Source organism: Pseudomonas sp. BT-42-2 (assembly GCF_025847435.2).
In the GTDB taxonomy this organism is placed as follows: domain Bacteria; phylum Pseudomonadota; class Gammaproteobacteria; order Pseudomonadales; family Pseudomonadaceae; genus Aquipseudomonas; species Aquipseudomonas urmiensis.
In genome coordinates this window covers 78,447-100,039 of record NZ_JAOYTM010000009.1, presented here as the reverse complement: position 1 = coordinate 100,039, position 21,593 = coordinate 78,447, and the positions used below count along the sequence as shown (strand labels likewise).

The following is a 21,593-nucleotide window of genomic DNA, read 5'->3' as shown; positions in this document are numbered from 1 at the left end:
TTCGCGCACCTGAAACCGAATTTAAGGAAACACTGATAATGGCTATCGAGATCAAAGCCCCAACCTTCCCGGAATCGGTTGCCGATGGCACCGTTGCCACCTGGCACAAACAGCCGGGCGAAGCCGTCAAGCGTGACGAACTGATCGTCGACATCGAGACCGACAAAGTCGTTCTGGAAGTGCTGGCTACCGCTGATGGCGTGCTGGGCGCAATCGTCAAGGGCGAGGGCGACACCGTCCTGTCCGACGAAGTCCTGGGCTCGATCGTTGAAGGCGGCGCTGCTGCCGCTGCGCCTGCTGCCGCCCCGGCTGCCGGCGCCGCTGCTCCGGCCGCTGCTGCCGATGCTGGCGAAGACGATCCAGTTGCTGCGCCTGCCGCACGCAAGCTGGCTGAAGAAAACGGCATCGACCTGGCGTCGGTCGCTGGCACCGGCAAAGGCGGTCGCGTCACTAAAGAAGACGTGGTTGCAGCCGTTGCCAACAAGAAGTCCGCACCTGCCGCAGCACCTGCTGCCAAGCCTGCCGCTGCCGCCGCCCCAGTTGTGACCGCCGCTGGCGATCGCACCGAGAAGCGCGTGCCGATGACCCGCCTGCGCGCCAAGATCGCCGAGCGTCTGGTCGAAGCCCAGTCGAACATGGCCATGCTGACCACCTTCAACGAAGTTGACATGACCGAAGTCATGGCCCTGCGTTCGAAGTACAAGGACCTGTTCGAGAAGTCCCACAACGGCGTGCGCCTGGGCTTCATGTCGTTCTTCGTCAAGGCCGCCACCGAAGCCCTCAAGCGCTTCCCAGCAGTCAACGCCTCGATCGACGGCAACGACATCGTCTACCACGGCTTTGCTGATGTCGGCGTCGCCGTCTCCAGCGACCGTGGCCTGGTGGTACCGGTACTGCGCAACGCCGAGCAAATGAGCCTGGCGGAAATCGAGAACGGCATCGCCACCTTCGGCAAGAAGGCGCGTGACGGCAAGCTGGGCATCGAAGAAATGACCGGTGGTACCTTCACCATCACCAACGGTGGTACATTCGGCTCGATGATGTCGACCCCGATCGTCAACCCACCGCAGGCGGCCATTCTGGGCATGCACAACATCATCCAGCGTCCGATGGCGATCAATGGCCAAGTGGTCATTCGCCCGATGATGTACCTGGCGCTGTCCTACGATCACCGCCTGATCGACGGTAAGGAAGCGGTAACCTTCCTGGTGACCATCAAGAACCTGCTGGAAGACCCGGCTCGTCTGCTGCTGGACATCTAAAACGCAGCTGCAAGCGGTAAGTGGCAAGCTCCAGGGGGAGTGCGCCACTTGCCGCTTGAGGCTTGCCGCTTGAAGCTTAAAAGGAATCTTTTATGACCCAGAAATTCGACGTGGTAGTGATTGGTGCAGGCCCTGGCGGCTATGTAGCCGCGATCAAGGCCGCTCAGCTCGGCTTGAGCACCGCCTGCATCGAGAAATATACCGACGCCGAGGGCAAACTGGCCCTGGGCGGTACCTGCTTGAACGTGGGTTGCATTCCTTCCAAGGCTCTGCTGGACAGCTCCTGGAAGTACAAGGAAGCCAAAGAGAGCTTCAACGTTCACGGTATCTCCACTGGCGAAGTGAAGATGGACGTGGCCGCGATGGTTGGCCGCAAGGCTGGCATCGTCAAGAACCTGACCGGTGGCGTTGCCACCCTGTTCAAGGCTAACGGTGTCACTTCGATCCAAGGCCACGGCAAACTGCTGGCTGGCAAGAAAGTCGAAGTCACCAAGCCTGACGGCAGCACCGAAGTCATCGAAGCCGAGAACGTCATTCTCGCTTCCGGCTCGCGCCCGATCGACATTCCGCCGGCTCCGGTCGACCAGAAGGTCATCGTCGACTCCACCGGCGCCCTGGAATTCCAGGAAGTGCCTAAGCGTCTGGGCGTCATCGGCGCTGGCGTGATCGGTCTGGAGCTGGGTTCGGTATGGTCGCGCCTGGGTGCCCAGGTCACCGTTCTCGAAGCACTGGACACCTTCCTGATGGCCGCAGACACCGCGGTTGCCAAGGAAGCCCAGAAAACCCTGACCAAGCAAGGGCTGGACATCAAGCTGGGCGCTCGCGTGACCGGCTCGCAGGTCAACGGCAACGAAGTCGAAGTGACCTACACCGATGCCAACGGCGAGCAGAAGATCACCTTCGACAAGCTGATCGTTGCGGTCGGCCGTCGCCCTGTGACCACCGAGCTGCTGGCGGCTGACAGCGGCGTCAACATCGACGAACGTGGCTACATCTTCGTCGATGACTACTGCGCTACCAGCGTTCCGGGCGTCTACGCCATCGGTGACGTGGTACGCGGCATGATGCTGGCGCACAAGGCCTCGGAAGAGGGCATCATGGTCGTCGAGCGCATCAAGGGCCACAAAGCCCAGATGAACTACGACCTGATCCCATCGGTTATCTACACCCACCCGGAAATCGCGTGGGTCGGCAAGACCGAGCAGGCCTTGAAGGCTGAAGGCGTTGAGGTTAACGTGGGCACCTTCCCGTTCGCGGCCAGCGGCCGTGCGATGGCGGCCAACGACACCGGTGGTTTCGTCAAGGTCATCGCCGATGCCAAGACCGACCGCGTTCTGGGTGTGCATGTGATTGGTCCATCGGCTGCCGAACTGGTGCAGCAGGGCGCAATCGCGATGGAATTCGGCACCAGCGCCGAAGACATCGGCATGATGGTGTTCAGCCATCCGACCCTGTCCGAAGCGCTGCATGAAGCCGCGCTGGCAGTGAATGGCGGTGCCATTCACGTAGCCAACCGTAAGAAGCGTTAATTATAAGAAACCACGGCGGGCTGCCCGTCGTGAGTCTTGCGTGCATGACTCACCGCGGAACGTCCGCCGGACCGGGCCTTTGGGACCACCCAATGGTTAAAGGTCACAGGTGGTGCGGCGCCGTAACTGGCGCAGCGCCGAAGCGCAGTACCTAACGAAGACGGTAAAAAGCATGAATCTTCACGAGTATCAGGGTAAGCAGCTGTTCGCTGAATACGGCCTGCCAGTTTCCAAGGGTTTCGCAGTCGACACCCCTGAAGCTGCAGCAGAAGCCTGCGAAAAGATCGGCGGTTCCGAGTGGGTTGTAAAAGCTCAGGTTCACGCTGGCGGTCGCGGTAAAGCGGGCGGCGTCAAGCTGGTTCGCAGCAAAGAAGACGCCAAGGCGTTCGCTGCGCAATGGTTGGGCAAGAATCTGGTCACTTACCAGACCGATGCCAACGGTCAACCAGTCTCCAAGATCCTGGTCGAATCCTGCACTGACATCGCCAAAGAGCTGTACCTGGGCGCTGTAGTCGACCGTTCGAGCCGTCGTATCGTGTTCATGGCTTCCACCGAAGGTGGCGTGGACATCGAGAAAGTCGCTCATGACACTCCTGAGAAGATCCTCAAGGCCACCATCGATCCGCTGGTCGGCGCTCAGCCGTTCCAGGGTCGCGAGCTGGCTTTCCAGCTGGGCCTGGAAGGCAAGCAAGTCACTCAGTTCGCCAAGATCTTCGTAGGTCTGGCCAAACTGTTCAAGGATCACGATCTGGCCCTGCTGGAAGTGAACCCGCTGGTGATCAAGGCCGATGGCGATCTGCACTGCCTCGATGCCAAGATCAACATCGACGCCAACGCCATGTACCGTCAGCCTAAGCTGAAAACCTTCCACGACCCGTCGCAAGACGACGCCCGTGAAGCTCACGCTGCCAAGTTCGAACTGAACTACGTAGCCCTGGAAGGCAACATTGGCTGCATGGTCAACGGTGCCGGCCTGGCCATGGGTACCATGGACATCGTCAACCTGCACGGCGGCAAGCCAGCCAACTTCCTCGACGTAGGTGGTGGTGCTACCAAAGAGCGCGTGACCGAAGCCTTCAAGATCATCCTGTCCGACAGCAATGTCGCGGCCGTACTGGTCAACATCTTCGGCGGCATCGTTCGCTGCGACATGATTGCCGAAGGCATCATCGGCGCTGTGAAAGAAGTCGGCGTCAAAGTACCGGTTGTCGTCCGTCTGGAAGGCAACAATGCCGAACTCGGCGCTAAAGTACTGGCAGAAAGCGGTTTGAACATCATTGCTGCAACCAGCCTGACCGACGCTGCTCAACAAGTTGTCAAAGCTGCGGAGGGCAAGTAATGAGCGTCCTGATCAATAAAGACACCAAAGTCATCTGCCAGGGCTTCACCGGCTCGCAGGGTACTTTCCACTCCGAACAAGCCATCGCCTACGGCACCAAGATGGTTGGCGGCGTGACCCCAGGCAAAGGCGGCACCACTCACCTGGGCCTGCCAGTGTTCAACACTGTGAAAGAAGCTGTAGAAGCTACCGGCGCTGACGCGTCGGTGATCTACGTTCCGGCGCCTTTCTGCAAAGACTCGATCCTGGAAGCGGCCTTCGGCGGCATCAAGCTGATCGTCTGCATCACCGAAGGCATTCCTACCCTGGACATGCTCGATGCCAAGGTCAAGTGCGACGAGCTGGGTGTTACCCTGATCGGCCCTAACTGCCCAGGCGTTATCACTCCGGGCGAGTGCAAGATCGGCATCATGCCAGGTCACATCCACTTGCCAGGCAAGGTCGGTATCGTTTCGCGTTCCGGCACCCTGACCTATGAAGCGGTCAAGCAGACCACCGACGCCGGCTTCGGCCAGTCGACCTGCGTCGGCATCGGCGGTGACCCGATCCCAGGCTCCAACTTCATCGACATCCTGAAGCTGTTCCAGGAAGACCCGAAGACCGAAGCGATCGTCATGATCGGTGAGATCGGCGGTTCGGCTGAAGAAGAAGCGGCTGCCTACATCAAGGCCAACGTCACCAAGCCTGTCGTGTCTTACATCGCTGGTGTTACCGCACCTGCTGGTAAGCGCATGGGCCACGCTGGCGCGATCATCTCCGGCGGCAAGGGTACTGCAGACGAGAAGTTCGCTGCCCTGCAAGACGCTGGCGTGAAAACCGTGCGTTCCCTGGCAGACATCGGCAAGGCCCTGGCCGAGCTGACTGGCTGGGAAGCCAAGAAGTAAGTAACACGTAGTACCCCCCACGCGCACAGAGGCCACCTTCGGGTGGCCTTTGTCGTTTCTGGGGGCAAGATTGCTGTGGGCTGATCCGGTCTCTTCGCGGGCAAGCCCGCTCCCACAGCGCACATTAAGTCCCTGTGGGAGCGGGCTTGCCCGCGAAGAGACCGGATCAGCCCACAGAAAATCGATCGCTTCAATAGAATTTTAAGCTTACGCCGTTCCCAGTCCTGCGATAATTGCCCGCGTCCTCGGTCGCGCAGACGACAAACACATACGCACATCGGACAAGCAGCACTGTTACAGTGCGTTTTCCAGGCAAAACGTTTAACCTACGCGCTCACTCTGTGCCCGTGCCCCAAAAGGGAACGACACGCTAAACGGGTCTGGCCTATCAAGCCGGGCAGCATTTCCCTCACCCATAGGGAAATCCCTTCTCGAATCCCGATTTCAGCAGTGTGGTACGACCCTAAATGAAAGTGTTAAAAGGCCAGGATATCCTGGCACTTGGCTTTATGACGTTTGCGCTTTTCGTAGGCGCCGGCAATATCATCTTCCCGCCTATCGTCGGCCTGCAGTCCGGTCCGCACGTGTGGATGGCAGCCCTAGGCTTTTTGGTCACCGCAGTCGGCCTGCCGGTCATCACCGTGGTTGCCCTGGCCAAGGTCGGCGGCGGCATGGATGCGTTGAGCAGCCCGATCGGCAAGTTCTTCGGCGGCCTGCTGGCAGCTGTCTGCTACCTGTCGGTAGGTCCGCTGTTCGCCACCCCGCGTACCGCTACGGTGTCGTTCGAGGTAGGCGTGGCGCCGCTGACCGGTGAAAGCCCGTTGGCCTTGTTCATCTACAGCCTGGTGTACTTCCTGGTGGTGCTGGCGGTGTCGATGTATCCGGGCAAGCTGCTCGATACCGTTGGCCGCTTCCTGGCGCCGCTGAAGATCATTGCCCTGGCTGTGCTGGGCATCGCTGCCTTCGCGCTGCCAGCGGGGACCATTGGCGAAGCGCAACCGGCCTATGCTGCCGCAGCCTTCTCCAAGGGCTTCTCCGATGGCTACCTGACCATGGATACCCTGGGCGCCCTGGTGTTCGGTATCGTCATCGTCAATGCCATCCGCTCGCGCGGTGTCGAGTCGCCGCAGCTGATTACCCGCTATGCCATCATTGCCGGCCTGATTGCCGGTGTCGGCCTGGCCCTGGTGTACATCAGCCTGTTCCGCCTGGGTGCCGGTAGCCACGACATTGCGGCGGATGCCACTAACGGCGCAGCGGTATTGCATGCCTATGTGCAGCACACCTTCGGATCGCTGGGCAGTGGCTTCCTGGCGGTGTTGATCGCGCTGGCCTGCCTGGTAACTGCGGTAGGCCTGACCTGCGCCTGCGCCGAGTACTTCAGCCAGATCCTGCCGCTGTCGTATCGCGCCTTGGTGGTGATCCTGGCAGGCTTCTCGCTGCTGATCTCCAACCTGGGCCTGACCAAGCTGATCATGTTCTCGATTCCGGTGCTGACCGCCATCTACCCGCCATGCATCGTGGTGGTGGGCTTGAGCTTCGTCAAAGACCTGTGGAACTCGCCGACGCGCATTCTGGCGCCGGTGATGTTGGTGTCGCTGGTATTTGGCGTAGTCGATGCGATCAAGGGCAGCAGCCTGGCTCACGTGCTGCCAGACTTCATGGCTCACCTGCCGTTCAGCAATGAAGGCATGGCCTGGCTGGTGCCTTCGGTCATCACCCTGGCTGGGGCCGTGGTCTGCGACCGCATGCTCGGCAAGCCGCGCGAGGCCATGGCCTGATGGATTGAAACCAGGAGGCAGGGCCGGCCACAAGCCGAAGGGCACCTGCAAATGGTTGAGACCAAAAACCCCGTATCCGTCAGGATGCGGGGTTTTTTTCTGGTCGGTCCCCACTCAGGCATCTGCGCAGACGTCGTACGTGGGAGCGGGCTTGTCCCGCGATAAGGCCCGCACGAGCAAAGCAGATTATTCTCTCAAGTACGTGCCTTTTACCGAATCCAAACGTCGAAAACCGGTCAACATCCTTCTTTGCACCTGAACGGTCGAGAACCCTGCATGAGCTTCATCCAAAGCAATTTGAGCAATCTGTTGGCGGTCTGCTGGTTCGCCCTGTGCTGGGGTGGCTACACCCGCTACGCCATCTGGAAGGGCCGCGACACCGCTTGCCTGGCCAGCGTCCTGCACTTGTACCGCGAGGACTGGATGCGCCGCATGCTCCTGCGCGACAACCGCATCGCCGATGCCAGCGTAATCGGTAACCTGGAGCGCAACGCCTCGTTCTTCGCCTCCAGTACCCTGATCATCCTGGCCGGTATCCTCACCGTGCTTGGCGCCTCGGATCGGGCCTTGTCGCTGCTGGCCGACCTGCCCTTGGTGCAGGAGGCGTCGCAGGGCGTCTCGGAGATCAAGCTGTTGAGCCTGGCGGCGGTGTTCGTCTATGCCTTCTTCACCTTCAGCTGGTGCATGCGCCAATACAACTTTGCCGCCGTGCTGGTCGGTTCGGCGCCGATGATCGGCGAACGCCTGGTCAATGAACTGGAGCGCAAGGCGTTTGCCTCGCGCGCGGCGCGGGTGTTGTCGCTGGCGGCCAACCAGTTCAACTTGGGCTTGCGCTCTTATTACTTCGGCATGGCCATGCTCACCTGGTTCATCAGCCCCTGGATATTCATGGCCACTACAATCGGCGTAGTGCTGATTCTTTATCGCCGCGAGTTCCATTCGGATGTGTTGGAAGTGATGGTGTTCACACCCACCGAAAGTGCACCGATCGACGCGGCTAAAGAAAGTTCCATCGCATCGACTGAAACGATTAACCCTTAAACTTCAGGCACAAAAAAACCCGACAATGTCGGGTTTTTTTGTTTAAACCGATTACTGCTTAGCTGGCTCGGTTGGAGCCGGGGTAGCAGGTGCGGTTTCTTCAGCGGCTTCTTCAGCAGCTTTTTGCTGCGCTTCGGCCTGATCTTTGGCGGCTTCGGCGTTTTCCTTGGCAGCCTCGTTCATTTTATCCTGAGCTTCGCCCGCTTTTTCCTGGGCTTGCTCAGCGTGTTGCTGTGCATCCTGGGCTTTGTCTTCACTTGCCTTGTCGCAAGCGGCCAGACCCATGGCAGCGGCCAGCATCAGAGCAAAAGCAAAAGGTTTACGCATGGGGGTGTCTCTCCTTGGTGGAATAACTTACTTGTTCCTTCGAGCTCAAGTAAGCGGAATAAGTTCCGCGAAGATTACAGATATATAACGCCCCGTTCTACATAGACTTTTCACTGATTTTGTGCCGCTGACCAATCGGTACAAGGAAATCGCCCGATGAGCGACACGCCCTTGATAGCCATGGCTGAGCGCTTTCTCTCAGCATTGAAACATTGTCAGGTTTTGCAGATGCGCGTGCATCACGCTGACGCCCGTGGCATGACCCTGGTAATGCCCTGGTCGCCAATGATTGTCGGCAACCCCCAGTCCGGCGCCGTGCATGGCGGTGCGCTGACCACGCTGATGGACACAACCTGCGGCATGGCCACGCTCTGCGCGCTGGAGCAGTTCGAGGTGTGCCCGACCCTGGATTTGCGCATCGATTACATGCACCCGGCCGAGCCCGGCAAGGCTATCCACGGTCACGCATACTGCTATCGGGTGACCCGTGATGTGATCTTCACCCGCGGCACGGCCTATCAGGATGACCCCGAGCAACCCATCTGCCAGGTGGTCGGCACCTTCATGCGCCTGGGCCAGGAGGTCAAAGGGGGCATCCGCTTTGGAAACAGCTTGAACAAGGAGCAGGGCGTATGATCCCCCGCGATGTTCGCCAGCGCCTTAACGAAGCGCACGCGGCGGGCGACTACCGGCCGCTGCTGGCATTGATCCCTTATGCAGGCCTGATTGGCATCGAGTGCGAACGTCGCGGCGACGAGCTGCTGTTCCGCCTGCCGGCCAACCCGGACAACGTTGGCAATCCGCTGTTGCCGGCGATTCATGGCGGGGTGATCGCAGGCTTCATGGAGCTCAGCGCCGCGCTGTACCTGCTGATCTACAGCGAAAGCGTGAGCATTCCCAAGATCATCGATTTTTCCATCGATTACCTGCGCGCCGGCCACCTGCGCGACACCTTTGCCCACTGCCAGCTGTGGCGCCAGGGCAGGCGGGTGACCAACGTCGCCATCACTGCCTGGCAGGCTGATCGGGACACGCCGATCGCCACCGCCCGTGCCCATTTCAAGATCGAACCAGAAAAGCCCTTGAAATAGTCAGGCCAGCCCCCATCTGCTTGTCATCCCGCCGTAAAAGCTGGCCAATCGGGCCGCCGGGCGACAACTGCCATCAGATCGGAGTTTTGAAGACCATGAGTGTGGAGACACAAAAAGAAACCCTGGGCTTCCAGACCGAGGTAAAGCAACTGCTGCACCTCATGATCCACTCGCTGTACTCGAACAAGGAAATCTTCCTGCGCGAGCTGATTTCCAACGCCTCCGACGCCGCTGACAAGCTGCGTTTCGAAGCCTTGGCCAAGCCTGAGCTGCTCGAAGGCGACGCCGACCTGAAGATCCGCGTCAGCTTCGACAAAGATGCCAACACCGTGACCCTCGAGGACAACGGTATCGGCATGAGCCGTGAAGACGTCATCGCCCACCTGGGCACCATCGCCAAGTCTGGCACCGCCGACTTCATGAAGAACCTCAGTGGCGACCAGAAGAAAGATTCGCACCTGATCGGCCAATTCGGCGTGGGTTTCTATTCGGCGTTCATCGTCGCCGACAAAGTCGACGTCTACAGCCGCCGCGCCGGTCTGCCAGCTGCCGAGGGCGTGCACTGGTCGTCCAAGGGCGAGGGGGAGTTCGAAGTCGCCACCATCGACAAGCCACAGCGTGGCACCCGTATCGTCCTGCACCTGAAAAAGGGTGAGGAAGAGTTCGCCGATGGCTGGCGTCTGCGCAACGTGGTCAAGAAGTACTCCGACCACATTGCCTTGCCGATCGAGCTGCCCAAAGAGCAAGCCGCAGCCGCTGAAGGCGAAGAGCAACCTACGCAAGAGTGGGAAACCGTCAACCGCGCCAGCGCCCTGTGGACCCGTCCGCGGACCGAGGTCAAGGACGAGGAGTACCAGGAGTTCTACAAGCACATCGGCCATGACTTCGAGAACCCGCTGGCCTGGAGCCACAATAAGGTCGAAGGCAAGCTTGAATACAACTCGCTGCTGTACGTCCCGGCCCGCGCGCCGTTCGACCTGTACCAGCGCGAAGCGCCACGCGGCCTGAAGCTGTACGTACAGCGCGTATTCATCATGGACCAGGCCGAGTCGTTCCTGCCGCTGTACCTGCGCTTCATCAAGGGTGTGGTCGACTCCAACGACCTGTCGCTGAACGTCTCGCGTGAAATCCTGCAGAAGGACCCGATCATCGACTCGATGAAAACGGCCCTGACCAAGCGCGTGCTGGACATGCTGGAGAAACTGGCCAAGAACGAGCCTGAGCAGTACAAGGGCTTCTGGAAGAACTTCGGCCAGGTGCTCAAAGAAGGCCCGGCTGAAGACTTCGCCAACAAAGAGAAGATCGCCGGTCTGCTGCGTTTCGCTTCGACCCATGACGACAGCGGCGAGCAAAGCGTGTCGCTGGCTGACTACCTGGCGCGTGCCAAGGAAGGTCAGGACAAGATCTACTACCTCACCGGCGAAACCTACGCGCAGGTCAAGAACAGCCCGCACCTGGAAGTCTTCCGCAAGAAAGGCATCGAAGTGCTGCTGCTGACCGACCGTATCGATGAGTGGCTGATGAGCTACCTGAGCGATTTCGACGGCAAGAGCTTCGTCGACGTCGCTCGCGGTGACCTGGACCTGGGCCAGCTGGATTCGGAAGAGGACAAGAAGGCCCAGGAGGAAGTCGCCAAAAACAAGGAAGGCTTGGTCGAGCGTCTGAAGACGGCCCTGGGTGACAGCGTCGCCGAGGTGCGTGTCTCGCATCGCCTGACCGATTCGCCGGCGATCCTCGCCATTGGCGAGCAGGACCTGGGTCTGCAGATGCGCCAGATCCTCGAAGCCAGTGGGCAGAAGGTGCCGGATTCCAAGCCGATCTTCGAATTCAACCCGGCTCATCCGCTGATCGACAAGCTCGACAACGAGCAGAGCGAAGACCGCTTCGCCGAACTTTCGCACATCCTGTTCGATCAGGCCGCGCTGGCGGCTGGCGACAGCCTGAAGGACCCAGCGGCCTACGTTCGTCGCTTGAACAAGCTGCTGGTCGAGCTGTCTGCTTGAGTTAGTTGCTAGGAAAGCCCGCTTCGGCGGGCTTTTTTCATGGTGCAAGGAGGAGTTTGATGAGCAAGGTAATCGTCGAATCGCTGGTCTATCACCTGTCCGGCAAGACCTATGAGAGCCGCTTGGTGTATGAGCCCGGTGCGCTGGGGCGACCAGGTCTGGTGATGGCGCCGAACTGGATGGGCATCGGTGAAGGTGCCGAGCGTATTGCCAAGGAAGTTGCCGAGAAAGGTTATGTGGTACTGATCGCTGACCTGTATGGCCAGTCGGTGCGCCCGGCCAATGCCGATGAGGCAGGCAACGCGATGATGCCGCTGAAGAATGATCGCGCCGAGCTGCGCAAGCGCATGAAAGAGGCGTTGGATCAACTGCTGGGGCAGTCCAAGGCGCTGCTGGAGCCGGGTAAGGTGGCAACCTTCGGGTTCTGCTTTGGCGGTTGCTGTGCGCTGGAGTTGGCGCGTACCGGGGCGGATCTCAAGGCTGCCGTGTCGTTCCACGGCACCCTGGATACGCCGAACCCAGAGGACGCCAAGCGCATCAAAGGCTCGGTACTGGTGCTGCATGGTGCCTCGGACCCCTTGGTGCCGCGTGAGCAGTTGCCGGCGTTCGAGGAAGAAATGAATGCCGCCAAGGTCGATTGGCAATTGCTCAGCTATGGCGGGGCGGTGCATTCGTTCACTGATCCGAATGCCAATGTGACGGGCAAGATGCAGTACGACCGCAAGACTTCAGAGCGGGCGTTCAAGGCGATGCACAACCTGCTGACAGAAGTGTTCAGAGGTTGAGTGTGCCGGGGCCGCACAGCGGCCCTTCGCGGGCAAGCCCGCTCCCACAGGGATAGCGGCGCTGTGGGGTCAGTGGTGAGCTAGACCAGACGCCCTGATTGGTGCGGGCTTGCCGGGCCGCCGAACCGCCGCAAGGAGTGGAAAACAGCCCCAACGCTTTTAATAAAGCTCTTTGCGGATCTAACTTAGCTCACCCCTGACCGGCGCAGCGCCGCTATCCCTGTGGGAGCGGGCTTGCCCGCGAAGGGCAGCGCAGCGGCCCCAACTAGCGCGGTAATTCGATCCGCTCGATTTCCCCAGGCACCACCGGCCAATCCCCAGCAGCCCAGCGCACTCGGGCCTGTTCGATCAGTGCCGGATCACTCGCGACAAAATTCCAGTTCATCCGCCGCGGACCATCCAGCGGCGCGCCACCGATCAGCACCAACTGGCATTCGCCCTCGGCATACAGCGTCACCTCTTCACCCTCCGGCAACACCAGCAGGCTGCACGGCTCGACCTCCTGCCCATTGAGCTGCAACTCGCCATCGAGCAGGTACAGCGCCCGCTGGGCATGCTCATTCGGCACCAGCAGGGTTGTCGCAGGTTGCATGCGCACATGGGCGTACAGGGTAGGGGAGAGCACTGGCACCGGAGATTCCAGGCAAAAGCCGTTGCCGGCAATCAAGCAGATGCGCACGCCCAGCGTTTCCCTGACCGGCAGGCTCGCCGCCGGGTGATGACTGTAGCTCGCCAGGCCCTGCTCATGCTCACGTGGCGAGGCCAGCCATACCTGCAGCCCATGCAGGCGCGAGCCCTTGGCAAAACCCTCCGCGGGCGTGCGCTCGACATGGGCGACGCCGCGCCCGGCCGTCATCCAGCTGACATCGCCAGGCAGTACCCGCTGATCCGAGCCCAGGCTGTCCTTGTGCAGGATTTCGCCCTCGAACAAGTAGGTCAGGGTCGACAGGCCAATATGCGGATGCTGGCGGATATCCATGCCGCTGCCAGGCGCATAATCGGTCTCCAGCATATGGTCGAAGAATACGAACGGGCCGACGCTGCGGCACTGCGCCGAAGGCAGTGGGCGCAGGATCGGCTGGCCCTCGACCGATTCGGCGCGCGGACGGATGATCAACGGGTTGCTCATGTTCGGCTCCAGGCGGCGCGGTAAGTGCCCACCAGCATAACGGGTTGAGGTCGATTGCTGAACCGCGGCGAGCGCGCGCGGGTCTACTCTGTTCGAATCAGGATAAGGATGCTGCCATGATCGCCAGAACACTGGCTGCCGTGCTGGTTTCGGGCCTGCTGTGCCAGCTGGCCCAGGCCCGCGAGTACCGCTACAGCGATGCCCACCTGCACTACGTCGACTTCTTCCAGGAAACCGAAGGCATGCCGGCCTTGCTCAAGGCGATGGACCAGGCAGGGATCGACCAGTCGATGATTTCCGGGGTTTCGGTGGCCAAGAAATGGCATGAAGACGAACCCAAGCGCCCACGCTATTACGCGGGTGACGACGCCGATGCATATTGGTACAGCGCCACTGATATCTATGTGGCGGCTGCTCTTGAAAAGTTAACGCCGCAGCAGCGCAAACGCTTTCATCCGTTTCTGACCGGCTTCAATCCGGTGGACAAGAATGCTGTCAGCCATATCGAGCGCATGCTTGAGCTGTATCCGGGGCTGTGGCAAGGCATTGGCGAGGTGTTCACCCGCCACGATGACCTTACTGCCCTGACCAGCGGTGACACGCCCAGGGCCAACAACGAGGCGATGACGCGCATCTATCACCTGGCGGCCGAGCGCGATCTACCCGTACTGATTCACTCCAACATCACCTCCAAGCGCGAGCGCAACCCGCTGTACCTGGCCGAGATCGAGGAGCCGCTGCGCAACCATCCGCACACCCGCTTCATCTGGGCGCATGCCGGCACCAGCATGGAGATTCATCGGCACCAGACGCAGATGGACTTTCTCTTGCCAGTGCTGACCCGAATGCTCAAGGATTACCCCAACTTGTACATTGATCTGTCGTGGAGCGTGCTTGAGCCGTACTTGCTTGATGAGCAGGGTAGGCCGCGCCAGGCTTGGTTGGCGTTGGTCGAGCGCTATCCTGATCGGTTCATGCTCGGCTCGGATGTGGTGGGGCGGTTTGGCAGCTTGGGCGAGCAGTTGCATGGCTTTGATCCGTTCCTGGATGCATTGCCCGAGCAGGTCGCGCAGAAGGTGGCGAGGGAGAATTTTCTGGCGGTGTTGCCCAAGGGGCATTGAGCTGGCTGTACCGGCCCTATCGCGGGGCAAGCCCGCTCCCACGTAATGCGCGTACATCCACGCAATGCGCCTAGATCCACGCCATGCGCGTACTTCCACGTGGGAGCGGGCTTGCCCCGCGATAGCGTCGGCACAGCCCAACAACGCCACAAACAAAAACGCCCCGAACCAGTCGGGGCGTTTTCGCTTGAGCGCTAAGGTCTTACTTGCCTTCCCAACGCTTCAGTACCAGGGTGGCATTGGTGCCACCGAAGCCGAAGCTGTTGCTCATGACCGTATCGATCTTGGCGTTCTCGATGGTTTCGCGCTGGATCGGCAGGTCAGCGACCTCTGGGTCCAGCTCATCGATGTTGGCGGAACCGGCGATGAAGTTGTTTTCCATCATCAGCAGGCAGTAGATCGCCTCGTGCACGCCAGCGGCGCCCAGCGAGTGACCGGACAGGCTCTTGGTCGAGCTGATCTTCGGCGCTTTGTCGCCGAACACTTCACGCACACCTTTCATTTCCGCGACGTCACCGACCGGAGTCGAGGTGCCGTGGGTGTTCAGGTAGTCGATCGGTGTGTCGACGGTGGACAGTGCCTGCTGCATGCAGCGGATGGCGCCTTCACCGCTCGGGGCGACCATGTCGTAACCATCGGAAGTTGCGCCGTAGCCGACGATTTCGGCGTAGATCTTGGCGCCACGGGCCAGGGCGTGTTCCAGCTCTTCGACCACCACCATGCCGCCGCCGCCGGCGATGACGAAACCGTCACGGTCAGCGTCGTAGGCGCGCGAGGCCAGCTCAGGGGTGTCGTTGCGTTTGGTGGACAGCGCGCCCATGGCGTCGAACAGGAACGATTGACTCCAGTGCTCTTCTTCACCGCCGCCGGCGAAGACGATGTCCTGCTTGCCCCACTGGATCTGCTCCAGTGCGGTGCCGATGCAGTGGGCGCTGGTAGCGCAAGCCGAGGAGATCGAGTAGTTGATGCCCTTGATCTTGAACGGCGTTGCCAGGCACGCCGATACAGTGCTGCCCATGGTCCGGGTGACACGGTATGGACCGACGCGCTTGACGCCCTTCTCGCGCAGGGTATCCAGCGCTTCCATCTGGTTCAGGGTCGATGCGCCGCCGGAGCCTGCTACCAGGCCGGTGCGTGGGTTGGAAACCTGCTCTTCGGTCAGGCCCGAGTCCTTGATCGCGTCCTGCATCGCCAGGTAGGCGTAGGCAGCCGCGTGGCCGACGAAGCGGAACACCTTGCGGTCGATCAGTTCTTCGAGGTTGAGGTCGATGGAACCGGAAACCTGGCTACGCAGCCCCATTTCCTTATATTCCGGGTTGTAGCGAATGCCCGGACGGCTCTTGCGCAGGTTTTCGGTGACGGTCTCTTTGTCATTGCCCAGGCACGATACGATGCCCAGACCAGTGATAACGACGCGGCGCATGCGAATAACCCTTAGAAATTGTCAGTGGAGGTGAACACGCCGACCCGCAGGCCTTCGGCGGTGTAGATCTCGCGGCCGTCGACGCTGACCGAGCCATCGGCGATGGCCATGTTCAGCTTGCCCTTCAGGACGCGCTTGATATGAATGTTGTAGGTGACTTTCTTGGCGGTAGGCAGCACCTGACCGAAGAATTTCACTTCGCCCGAACCCAGGGCGCGACCGCGGCCCGGCAGACCCTGCCAGCCGAGGAAGAAACCGACCAACTGCCACATGGCATCGAGGCCCAGGCAGCCCGGCATCACCGGATCACCTTCGAAGTGGCAGGCGAAGAACCACAGGTCTGGGGTGATATCCAGCTCGGCGACCAATTCACCTTTGCCGAACTTTCCGCCTTCCTCGCTGATATGCGTGATGCGATCGACCATCAACATGTTCGGGGCGGGCAGTTGCGCGTTACCTGGGCCGAACAGCTCACCGCGACTGCAGCGCAGCAGGTCTTCCCGAGTAAAGGCGTTTTGTTTGGTCATGCGAGCTCCTCAATAATCCCCATGCGGCAGGGGATGAATCTTCCCGGCCATCCCAGAGCACTATGAGCTCAAGGCGGCAGCCTACAGGTAGACTATTGCGTTGTGGTGAAAGTCACAGCGCACCTGGCAAATGAAGTACAGGTGTTCACTGAAACCAGTATTTTCAGGCCCAGCGGCGGTCCTGTCTAGTCTAAGACTGCCGCACTTTAGCATTTATCGCCAGTCGCGGCTGTCTGTCCGGGTAACCAACGCTGCAGGATCCGCTGCAGTTCCGTGCGTTTGAAGGGTTTGCTCAGGTAATCGTCCATGCCAGCCGCCAGGCAACGCTCGCGATCGCCCTGCAAGGCACTGGCGGTCAAGGCGATGATCGGTAGCCCGGCGCCTTGGCGTAGCTGACGAATGCGCCGGGTCGCTTCATAGCCGTCCATCAGCGGCAGGCGGCAATCCATCAGTACCGCAGCGAAGCGCTGCTGGTCGACCTGCTCTACCGCCTGCGCGCCGTCCATGGCCACGCTGACCTCAAAGCCGAGGCTGCGCAGCATCGCCTCGATCACGCTTTGGTTGACCGGGTTGTCCTCGACCAACAGGATCCGCCCGCCAGCCTCGCCCTGCTGGTCCTGCGCCGCGCGGCCTGGGAGCAGGGCGGCGGGCTTGCTGGCCAGGGCCAGAGGCATTTCCAGGGTAAAGGTCGAGCCCAAACCCTCGCGGCTCTCGGCGCGCAACTGGCCGCCCATGCGTTCGGCCAGGGTGCGCGCAATTGCCAGACCCAGGCCAGTACCGCCGTAGCGTCGGGAGATCGAACTGTCGGCCTGCTGGAAGGCGACGAACATCATTTCCAGGCGGTCGCTGTCGATACCGATGCCGGTGTCGCGTACCGCGCAGCTGAACCAGATCAACTGGCGGTCGAGCACCTGCCAGCGCGGCTCGACTTCGACCTGGCCGCGCTCGGTGAACTTCAAGGCGTTGCCGATAAGGTTCAGGAGAATCTGGCGGATGCGTGTCGGATCGCCGACAACTTCCAGGCGGTCCAGGCCTGTCGGCAGTTTCAACTGCAGGTCCAGTCCGCGCTGCTGGGCGCTGTGCTGGAACGACTGCACGCTGCTGCTGATCAGCTCGCCTAGGTTGAAATCGATATGCTCCAGCTCAAGGCTGGTGCGCTCGATCCGCGAGAAGTCGAGGATGTCATTGATCACCTTGAGCAGGTGGCCGGTCGATTCGCTGGCCACTGCCGTGTAGTCAGCCTGCTCGTGGGTCAGCTGGGTGGTTTCGAGCAGTTGCAGCATGCCCAATACACCGTTCATCGGCGTACGCAGTTCATGGCTCATCATGGCCAGGAAGTCCGACTTGGCGCGGTTGGCCTGTTCGGCCTCTTCGCGGGCCTGGATCAACTGCGCGATTGCCTGCTTCTGTTCTTGGCTGGCCTGCTCCAAGGCACTGGCCAGGTTGTTGATATGATGCGCCAGATGGCCCAGCTCGCTGTCGTCGACCACCGGCACCGGGGCATTGAACTCGCCCTGCTGGATCGCCTTGACCGCGTGGCCCATGTCGCTGATGGGCTTGGCCAGGCTCATGGCCAAGCGGCGCGCGAGGAGGAAGGTGAACAGCAGGGCGAACAGGGCCAGGATCCCGGCCTTGATGACGATTTCCTGCTGGCGCTGGCTGAAGGCGTCGTCCGACATGCCGACGATTACCCGGCCCAGGTAGTCATCGCCAATGCGCGGCATCGGCGTCTTGCCTTGCTGCAGAAAGTCGTTGTCCAGGCGGATCTGCTGGAGGCGGATCGGCGCCTGAAACACTTCCACGCGCTGCGCGCGGTTGGCGCTTTCATCGGCTTGCTCGACGTACACCAGGATATGGTTGCGGCTGTCCTGCACTTCCAGAAAACGCACGTGCGGAATGCTCAAGGTCGCGCGCATCAGGCTTTCCAGCACCTCGTTATTGCCGGAGATCACCCCGTACTCCGAGGCCGGCGCCAGCTGGTTGGCGATTAGCTGGCCGGTGTGGTTGAGCTCCTGGCGCAAGTCCTGGATACGCACGAAGGTAAAGAAGCTGATCAGCAACAGCGTGAGCAACAAGGCCGGGCCAAGGCTGATGATTTGCGTGCGGGTATGGATGTCCCAGCTCAGGCGCTTTCTCATGGGGTGGGTTCTCCTTCGGCCAGGGCCAGGGCGGCGGCCTTCGGATCAATCGGCTCCAGGCCCAGGGCGCGGGCGACCTGTTGGTTGCCACTGACGCCAAAGTGCGAGGGATACAGGCTACGCGGCCAGCGCGCCGGGGACTGGTCGAGCAGCCGGTCGAGCACCGCCAGCCAGTCGTCCTGGTCGCTGTAGGTGCTGGCCAGGGCGCCAGCGCGGACGAAGCCGACGTTGGGGCCGATCAGTGCCAGCTGGCGGCCATAGCTGCTGAGCAGGACGTTCTTGGCGGTCTTGGAGTTGTACAGGTCGGGGTCATCGATCCCCAGCAGCACGTCGCTATTGCCCAACAGGTGCTGCAGCGGGCGGCTGTCACGCAGGTCGGGCCAGTCCTGGGCGACTATCTCCAGGCCCAGGGGCTGGGCGGCCTGGCGCAGTTCGTCGAGCAGAAAGCGGCTTTGCTCACCGTACAGCACGCCAATTCGGCGGGCCTGGGGCAGCAGCAAGCGTGTCAGGCGCAGTTGCCGGGCCAGCGGCGGGTCACTCCAGAGCAGGCACAAATAGGCCGGACGCGACTTTCCCAGGCGCTGTTCAACTTGCACCCGGCTGACCCGCATGGCCAAAGCCGGCGGCCCGGCGGTTTCGCCCAGGCGCCATTCCAGCGCGGCGCTGTCGAGCAGGATCAGGCGAATATCGCTTTTCAGCTGGCTGGGGCGGGGCAGCTCGGCCACGCTTTGAAAGCGCACCTGGTCATGGCTGCGACGGCTTTGCATGGCCTCGACGAAGCTGCGGATGCCAGGCTGATCGTCACCCCCGACCAACAGGATTTCGCTGGCTGACAGCGTCCCCAGTGGCCATAGGCAGAGCAGCAGCAGGCGCAGCAGACGCAGCATCAGAATTCCAGCTCCGCGCTGACGCTCAGGCGGTGACGGCTGTCATAACGGTTCTGGGGCAGGGTGATCGGCTCGTCGTCCAGGCGCTGCTGCCAGAGTGCGGCAAGCTCCAGGGTGGTGCCCTGAATGCGCAGGCGCTTGGCCACGCGCAGGTCGATGCGCTCGAAGCGATAGTCGTTGAGGTTGGCATCGCCATAGTAGAACAGCGCGCTGGACCAACCCGCGCCCCAGTCACGCATCCAGCCAGCCGAGCCGCTGTTGCGTGCGCTGTTCTGGCTGTCGTTGCGGTTGCTGGCCCAGGCGTCGACGTAGGCGTAGCTCAGTCGCAGGCGATCGCGCCGGCTCGGGCGCCAGTCGACCTGCGCTTCGGTGCCGCGAAAATTGGCCTTGTTGGCGTTGCTGGCAATGTACTGGTTGTTGCGCAGCGGTTCACTGATCATTCCGGTGATCTCGTCGTAGAACAGCTTCACATCCATGCTCAGGTCGATATCGCTGAAGTTACCGTTGTAACCCAACTCGCGCGAGCGCATCCGCTCCTGGTCCAGATCGCCCGGGCCGCGGGTCTTGACGAAGTACTCACCATTGCCCATCCAGGGTTGATAGGGCGTCAGGTTGTTGACCGTGTAGCTCCAGTTGACGTTGTTCTCGAACATGTCTGGCGAGCGCACCGCCTCAGAGTAGACGGCCCGCAAGCCATGCCGCGGGGTGATCAGGTAATTGACCGCGACCCGCGGCGTCAGCGAGCTGCCGGACAGGCGACTGTCTTCGAACATCGCCCCGCCTTGCAGGATCCAGTGTTCGTCCGCGCGCCACTCCAGTTGGCCGAACAGGCGCCAGGTCTGATCGTCCAGGGTGCCATTGAAGTAGGTCTGCGAGTCGGCTTTGTCATAGCGGAAGTTGGCACCACTGAGCAGGCGCAGGTTGTCGGTCAGGCTCAGGGTGTCCTGGATCTCCAGGTCATAGCGGGTTTCACGGGTGCTCTGGTCGACATCGCCACACACCACCTGGCTGCCACCCTGGCTGTCCCACTGCTGTTTCACCTGGTCACGCAACGCCTGCAAGGCGGGGTTGCTGTTGCCCGGGGGATTGGTGATGTTGCGTGCCACCTGCTCGGCATAGTTCGAGTCCAGCTGCCACAGACGAGTCAGTTCCTGGCTGAACGAGAGCGCCGCATCACAGGCCCGCCAGACCTGCTGGCGGTCGAAGTGCTGCGCCGAACCCTGCACGTACAGGCTGTGTTCGGGGTTGATATCGATGCTCCAGCGCAGCGAGCCCGCGTAGTCCTTGGCGTTGACATCAGCGCTGTCGCCGGCGCGGGTGACGAAGGGGAACACCGGTTTGTAGGTGTAAGGCCGTTGGTTGCTGCCCTCCTTGGCCGCCAACTGCCACTCCAGGGTCTGGTTGGGCGCGAGCATATGGCTGACATTGAGGTTGATCCGGTTCAGCCGGCGGCTGTCGCGGTAGTCACGGCCGTACTGGTCCTGATCGAAGCCGTCATCTTGCTGGCCAGACAGCGACAGGCGCAGGTCGCCACCGTCCCAGCCAAGCCCTTGGCTGGCATAGAAGTCATTGATGCCATCTTCACCGCGGGTCATTTTCAGACGCGTACCGTGGCTGTCGGCGGGGTTGCGGGTGAGGATGTTGACCACCGCCATCAGCGCGTTGGCGCCGTAGCTGACGGTGTTGGGGCCGCGAAACACCTCGATCCGCTCGATATCCTCGAGGGCTACCGGGATATCGCTCCAGTCCACCGTGGCCAGGCCTGCGCGGTACACCGAGCGGCCATCGATCAACACCTGCATGCGCCGGGCTTCGCTGACGTTACTGCCGTGGTAGTTGACCGTCGGCTGGTTGCCGGCGCCGTAGCCGATCATCATCCCTGGCACCAGGCGCAGGAGCTCGGGAATATCCCGGGCGCCGCTGGCGCGGATCAGGTCGCTGTCGAGCACGGTCATGCTGCCCGGCACTGCGGCAGGGGATTGTTTCAGGCGGGTGGCGGTCAGAACTTGCGGCAGGTCCTGGTTGTCGATGAACAGATCGTCGGCCACAGCAGGGCCGCCGAGCAGGGCAGTCAGCAATAGCAGGCGAGGAACCGGTGGCGGGCCAGGAAACACGGTACGGCCTTGTATCAGTGTTGAAACAGGCATGTTAACTGACCTTGCGGGTTTTTCCAGCGGCTCAGGTCAAGGCTGAGTACTGTGTTGGCTTGTTCACGCGTGCAGGCTGCCTGCGACTTCGCAGCTCGCACGCGTCTGCCACTGGTTCTGACGCACACGGGCCGTATAATGCAGCGGTTGCCACTTAACTTATGGCTTTAACGGATTGG

Annotated in this window: 18 protein-coding genes; 11 read left to right on the top strand and 7 right to left on the bottom strand. The window is 61.2% G+C overall.

Annotated elements, in window-relative coordinates; translation table 11 throughout:
* Positions 1-38 precede the first annotated feature (38 nt).
* The 6 genes from odhB (at position 39) to OIU19_RS10620 (ending at position 7,836) form a co-directional block, all read left to right on the top strand.
* Positions 39-1,262: a 2-oxoglutarate dehydrogenase complex dihydrolipoyllysine-residue succinyltransferase gene (gene odhB / locus OIU19_RS10645; protein ID WP_264234966.1), complete on the top strand. Its 1,224-nt coding sequence runs from the start codon at positions 39-41 to the stop codon at positions 1,260-1,262.
* Positions 1,263-1,354: 92 nt separating this feature from the next.
* On the top strand, positions 1,355-2,791 hold the full coding sequence (lpdA, locus tag OIU19_RS10640) for a dihydrolipoyl dehydrogenase (RefSeq protein ID WP_264234965.1): 1,437 nt from the start codon (positions 1,355-1,357) through the stop codon (positions 2,789-2,791).
* A gap of 172 nt (positions 2,792-2,963) precedes the next feature.
* The gene (gene sucC, locus OIU19_RS10635; RefSeq protein ID WP_186555707.1) at positions 2,964-4,130 is read left to right on the top strand and encodes an ADP-forming succinate--CoA ligase subunit beta; all 1,167 of its coding nucleotides are present in this window, start codon (positions 2,964-2,966) and stop codon (positions 4,128-4,130) included.
* Positions 4,130-5,014: a succinate--CoA ligase subunit alpha gene (gene sucD / locus OIU19_RS10630; RefSeq protein ID WP_016393102.1), complete on the top strand. Its 885-nt coding sequence runs from the start codon at positions 4,130-4,132 to the stop codon at positions 5,012-5,014. Before sucC ends, sucD begins: the two co-directional genes overlap by 1 nt.
* Positions 5,015-5,481: 467 nt before the next feature.
* The gene (gene brnQ / locus OIU19_RS10625; protein WP_186555708.1) at positions 5,482-6,795 is read left to right on the top strand and encodes a branched-chain amino acid transport system II carrier protein; all 1,314 of its coding nucleotides are present in this window, start codon (positions 5,482-5,484) and stop codon (positions 6,793-6,795) included.
* Between the two features lie 276 nt (positions 6,796-7,071).
* Positions 7,072-7,836, top strand: a complete 765-nt coding sequence (locus OIU19_RS10620; RefSeq protein ID WP_264234964.1) for a DUF599 domain-containing protein — start codon at positions 7,072-7,074, stop codon at positions 7,834-7,836.
* A gap of 51 nt (positions 7,837-7,887) precedes the next feature.
* On the opposite strand, the gene OIU19_RS10615 is transcribed toward OIU19_RS10620, so the two are convergent.
* Positions 7,888-8,163: a hypothetical protein gene (locus OIU19_RS10615; protein WP_186555710.1), complete on the bottom strand. Its 276-nt coding sequence runs from the start codon at positions 8,161-8,163 to the stop codon at positions 7,888-7,890.
* Positions 8,164-8,319: 156 nt separating this feature from the next.
* Between OIU19_RS10615 and OIU19_RS10610 the strand changes: the two genes are divergently transcribed.
* The 4 genes from OIU19_RS10610 (at position 8,320) to OIU19_RS10595 (ending at position 12,042) form a co-directional block, all read left to right on the top strand.
* Positions 8,320-8,799: a PaaI family thioesterase gene (locus OIU19_RS10610; RefSeq protein WP_264234963.1), complete on the top strand. Its 480-nt coding sequence runs from the start codon at positions 8,320-8,322 to the stop codon at positions 8,797-8,799.
* A complete protein-coding gene (locus OIU19_RS10605) occupies positions 8,796-9,254 on the top strand; it encodes a PaaI family thioesterase (protein ID WP_186555712.1) in 459 nt (152 codons plus the stop codon). The genes OIU19_RS10610 and OIU19_RS10605 overlap by 4 nt, the downstream gene beginning before the upstream one ends.
* A gap of 95 nt (positions 9,255-9,349) precedes the next feature.
* Positions 9,350-11,257, top strand: coding sequence for a molecular chaperone HtpG (gene htpG, locus OIU19_RS10600; RefSeq protein WP_264234962.1), 1,908 nt, complete (start codon positions 9,350-9,352; stop codon positions 11,255-11,257).
* 59 nt (positions 11,258-11,316) lie between these two features.
* Positions 11,317-12,042 carry a dienelactone hydrolase family protein gene (locus tag OIU19_RS10595; protein ID WP_264234961.1) on the top strand — a complete coding sequence of 242 codons (726 nt, stop codon included), beginning with the start codon at positions 11,317-11,319 and terminating at the stop codon, positions 12,040-12,042.
* A 265-nt stretch (positions 12,043-12,307) separates the two neighbouring features.
* Here the strand turns inward: OIU19_RS10595 and OIU19_RS10590 are convergent, their stop codons facing one another.
* Complete coding sequence (locus OIU19_RS10590; protein WP_264234960.1) at positions 12,308-13,171, bottom strand: pirin family protein; 864 nt, start codon at positions 13,169-13,171, stop codon at positions 12,308-12,310.
* 116 nt (positions 13,172-13,287) lie between these two features.
* Here OIU19_RS10590 and OIU19_RS10585 point away from each other — a divergent pair, with 116 nt between their 5' ends.
* Positions 13,288-14,292, top strand: coding sequence for an amidohydrolase family protein (locus OIU19_RS10585; protein ID WP_264234959.1), 1,005 nt, complete (start codon positions 13,288-13,290; stop codon positions 14,290-14,292).
* Positions 14,293-14,494: 202 nt separating this feature from the next.
* Here OIU19_RS10585 and fabB read toward each other — a convergent pair whose 3' ends face one another.
* From fabB to OIU19_RS10560, 5 genes are all read right to left on the bottom strand, one after another.
* Positions 14,495-15,715 (bottom strand): beta-ketoacyl-ACP synthase I, encoded by a 1,221-nt coding sequence (gene fabB, locus OIU19_RS10580; RefSeq protein ID WP_186555717.1) that lies wholly within the window; start codon positions 15,713-15,715, stop codon positions 14,495-14,497.
* A gap of 11 nt (positions 15,716-15,726) precedes the next feature.
* Positions 15,727-16,242: a 3-hydroxyacyl-[acyl-carrier-protein] dehydratase FabA gene (fabA, locus tag OIU19_RS10575; RefSeq protein WP_138220177.1), complete on the bottom strand. Its 516-nt coding sequence runs from the start codon at positions 16,240-16,242 to the stop codon at positions 15,727-15,729.
* 206 nt (positions 16,243-16,448) lie between these two features.
* Positions 16,449-18,380 (bottom strand): response regulator, encoded by a 1,932-nt coding sequence (locus tag OIU19_RS10570; RefSeq protein WP_264234958.1) that lies wholly within the window; start codon positions 18,378-18,380, stop codon positions 16,449-16,451.
* Entirely contained in the window at positions 18,377-19,267 is an 891-nt protein-coding gene (locus OIU19_RS10565) for an ABC transporter substrate-binding protein (protein ID WP_264234957.1), read from the bottom strand. The genes OIU19_RS10570 and OIU19_RS10565 overlap by 4 nt, the downstream gene beginning before the upstream one ends.
* Entirely contained in the window at positions 19,267-21,414 is a 2,148-nt protein-coding gene (locus tag OIU19_RS10560; protein ID WP_264234956.1) for a TonB-dependent siderophore receptor, read from the bottom strand. The genes OIU19_RS10565 and OIU19_RS10560 overlap by 1 nt, the downstream gene beginning before the upstream one ends.
* Positions 21,415-21,593: the final 179 nt, after the last annotated feature.

Excerpts from the sequence above, each read along its gene's own strand:
- OIU19_RS10595 (WP_264234961.1), top strand. The coding sequence starts at position 11,317 with ATGAGCAAGGTAATCGTCGAATCGCTGGTCTATCACCTGTCCGGCAAG.
- odhB (WP_264234966.1), top strand. The coding sequence starts at position 39 with ATGGCTATCGAGATCAAAGCCCCAACCTTCCCGGAATCGGTTGCCGAT.
- sucC (WP_186555707.1), top strand. The coding sequence starts at position 2,964 with ATGAATCTTCACGAGTATCAGGGTAAGCAGCTGTTCGCTGAATACGGC.
- OIU19_RS10615 (WP_186555710.1), bottom strand. The coding sequence starts at position 8,163 with ATGCGTAAACCTTTTGCTTTTGCTCTGATGCTGGCCGCTGCCATGGGT.
- OIU19_RS10605 (WP_186555712.1), top strand. The coding sequence starts at position 8,796 with ATGATCCCCCGCGATGTTCGCCAGCGCCTTAACGAAGCGCACGCGGCG.
- OIU19_RS10590 (WP_264234960.1), bottom strand. The coding sequence starts at position 13,171 with ATGAGCAACCCGTTGATCATCCGTCCGCGCGCCGAATCGGTCGAGGGC.
- sucD (WP_016393102.1), top strand. The coding sequence starts at position 4,130 with ATGAGCGTCCTGATCAATAAAGACACCAAAGTCATCTGCCAGGGCTTC.
- OIU19_RS10570 (WP_264234958.1), bottom strand. The coding sequence starts at position 18,380 with ATGAGAAAGCGCCTGAGCTGGGACATCCATACCCGCACGCAAATCATC.
- OIU19_RS10610 (WP_264234963.1), top strand. The coding sequence starts at position 8,320 with ATGAGCGACACGCCCTTGATAGCCATGGCTGAGCGCTTTCTCTCAGCA.
- brnQ (WP_186555708.1), top strand. The coding sequence starts at position 5,482 with ATGAAAGTGTTAAAAGGCCAGGATATCCTGGCACTTGGCTTTATGACG.
- OIU19_RS10560 (WP_264234956.1), bottom strand. The coding sequence starts at position 21,414 with ATGCCTGTTTCAACACTGATACAAGGCCGTACCGTGTTTCCTGGCCCG.
- OIU19_RS10565 (WP_264234957.1), bottom strand. The coding sequence starts at position 19,267 with ATGCTGCGTCTGCTGCGCCTGCTGCTGCTCTGCCTATGGCCACTGGGG.
- fabA (WP_138220177.1), bottom strand. The coding sequence starts at position 16,242 with ATGACCAAACAAAACGCCTTTACTCGGGAAGACCTGCTGCGCTGCAGT.
- lpdA (WP_264234965.1), top strand. The coding sequence starts at position 1,355 with ATGACCCAGAAATTCGACGTGGTAGTGATTGGTGCAGGCCCTGGCGGC.
- fabB (WP_186555717.1), bottom strand. The coding sequence starts at position 15,715 with ATGCGCCGCGTCGTTATCACTGGTCTGGGCATCGTATCGTGCCTGGGC.
- OIU19_RS10585 (WP_264234959.1), top strand. The coding sequence starts at position 13,288 with ATGATCGCCAGAACACTGGCTGCCGTGCTGGTTTCGGGCCTGCTGTGC.
- htpG (WP_264234962.1), top strand. The coding sequence starts at position 9,350 with ATGAGTGTGGAGACACAAAAAGAAACCCTGGGCTTCCAGACCGAGGTA.
- OIU19_RS10620 (WP_264234964.1), top strand. The coding sequence starts at position 7,072 with ATGAGCTTCATCCAAAGCAATTTGAGCAATCTGTTGGCGGTCTGCTGG.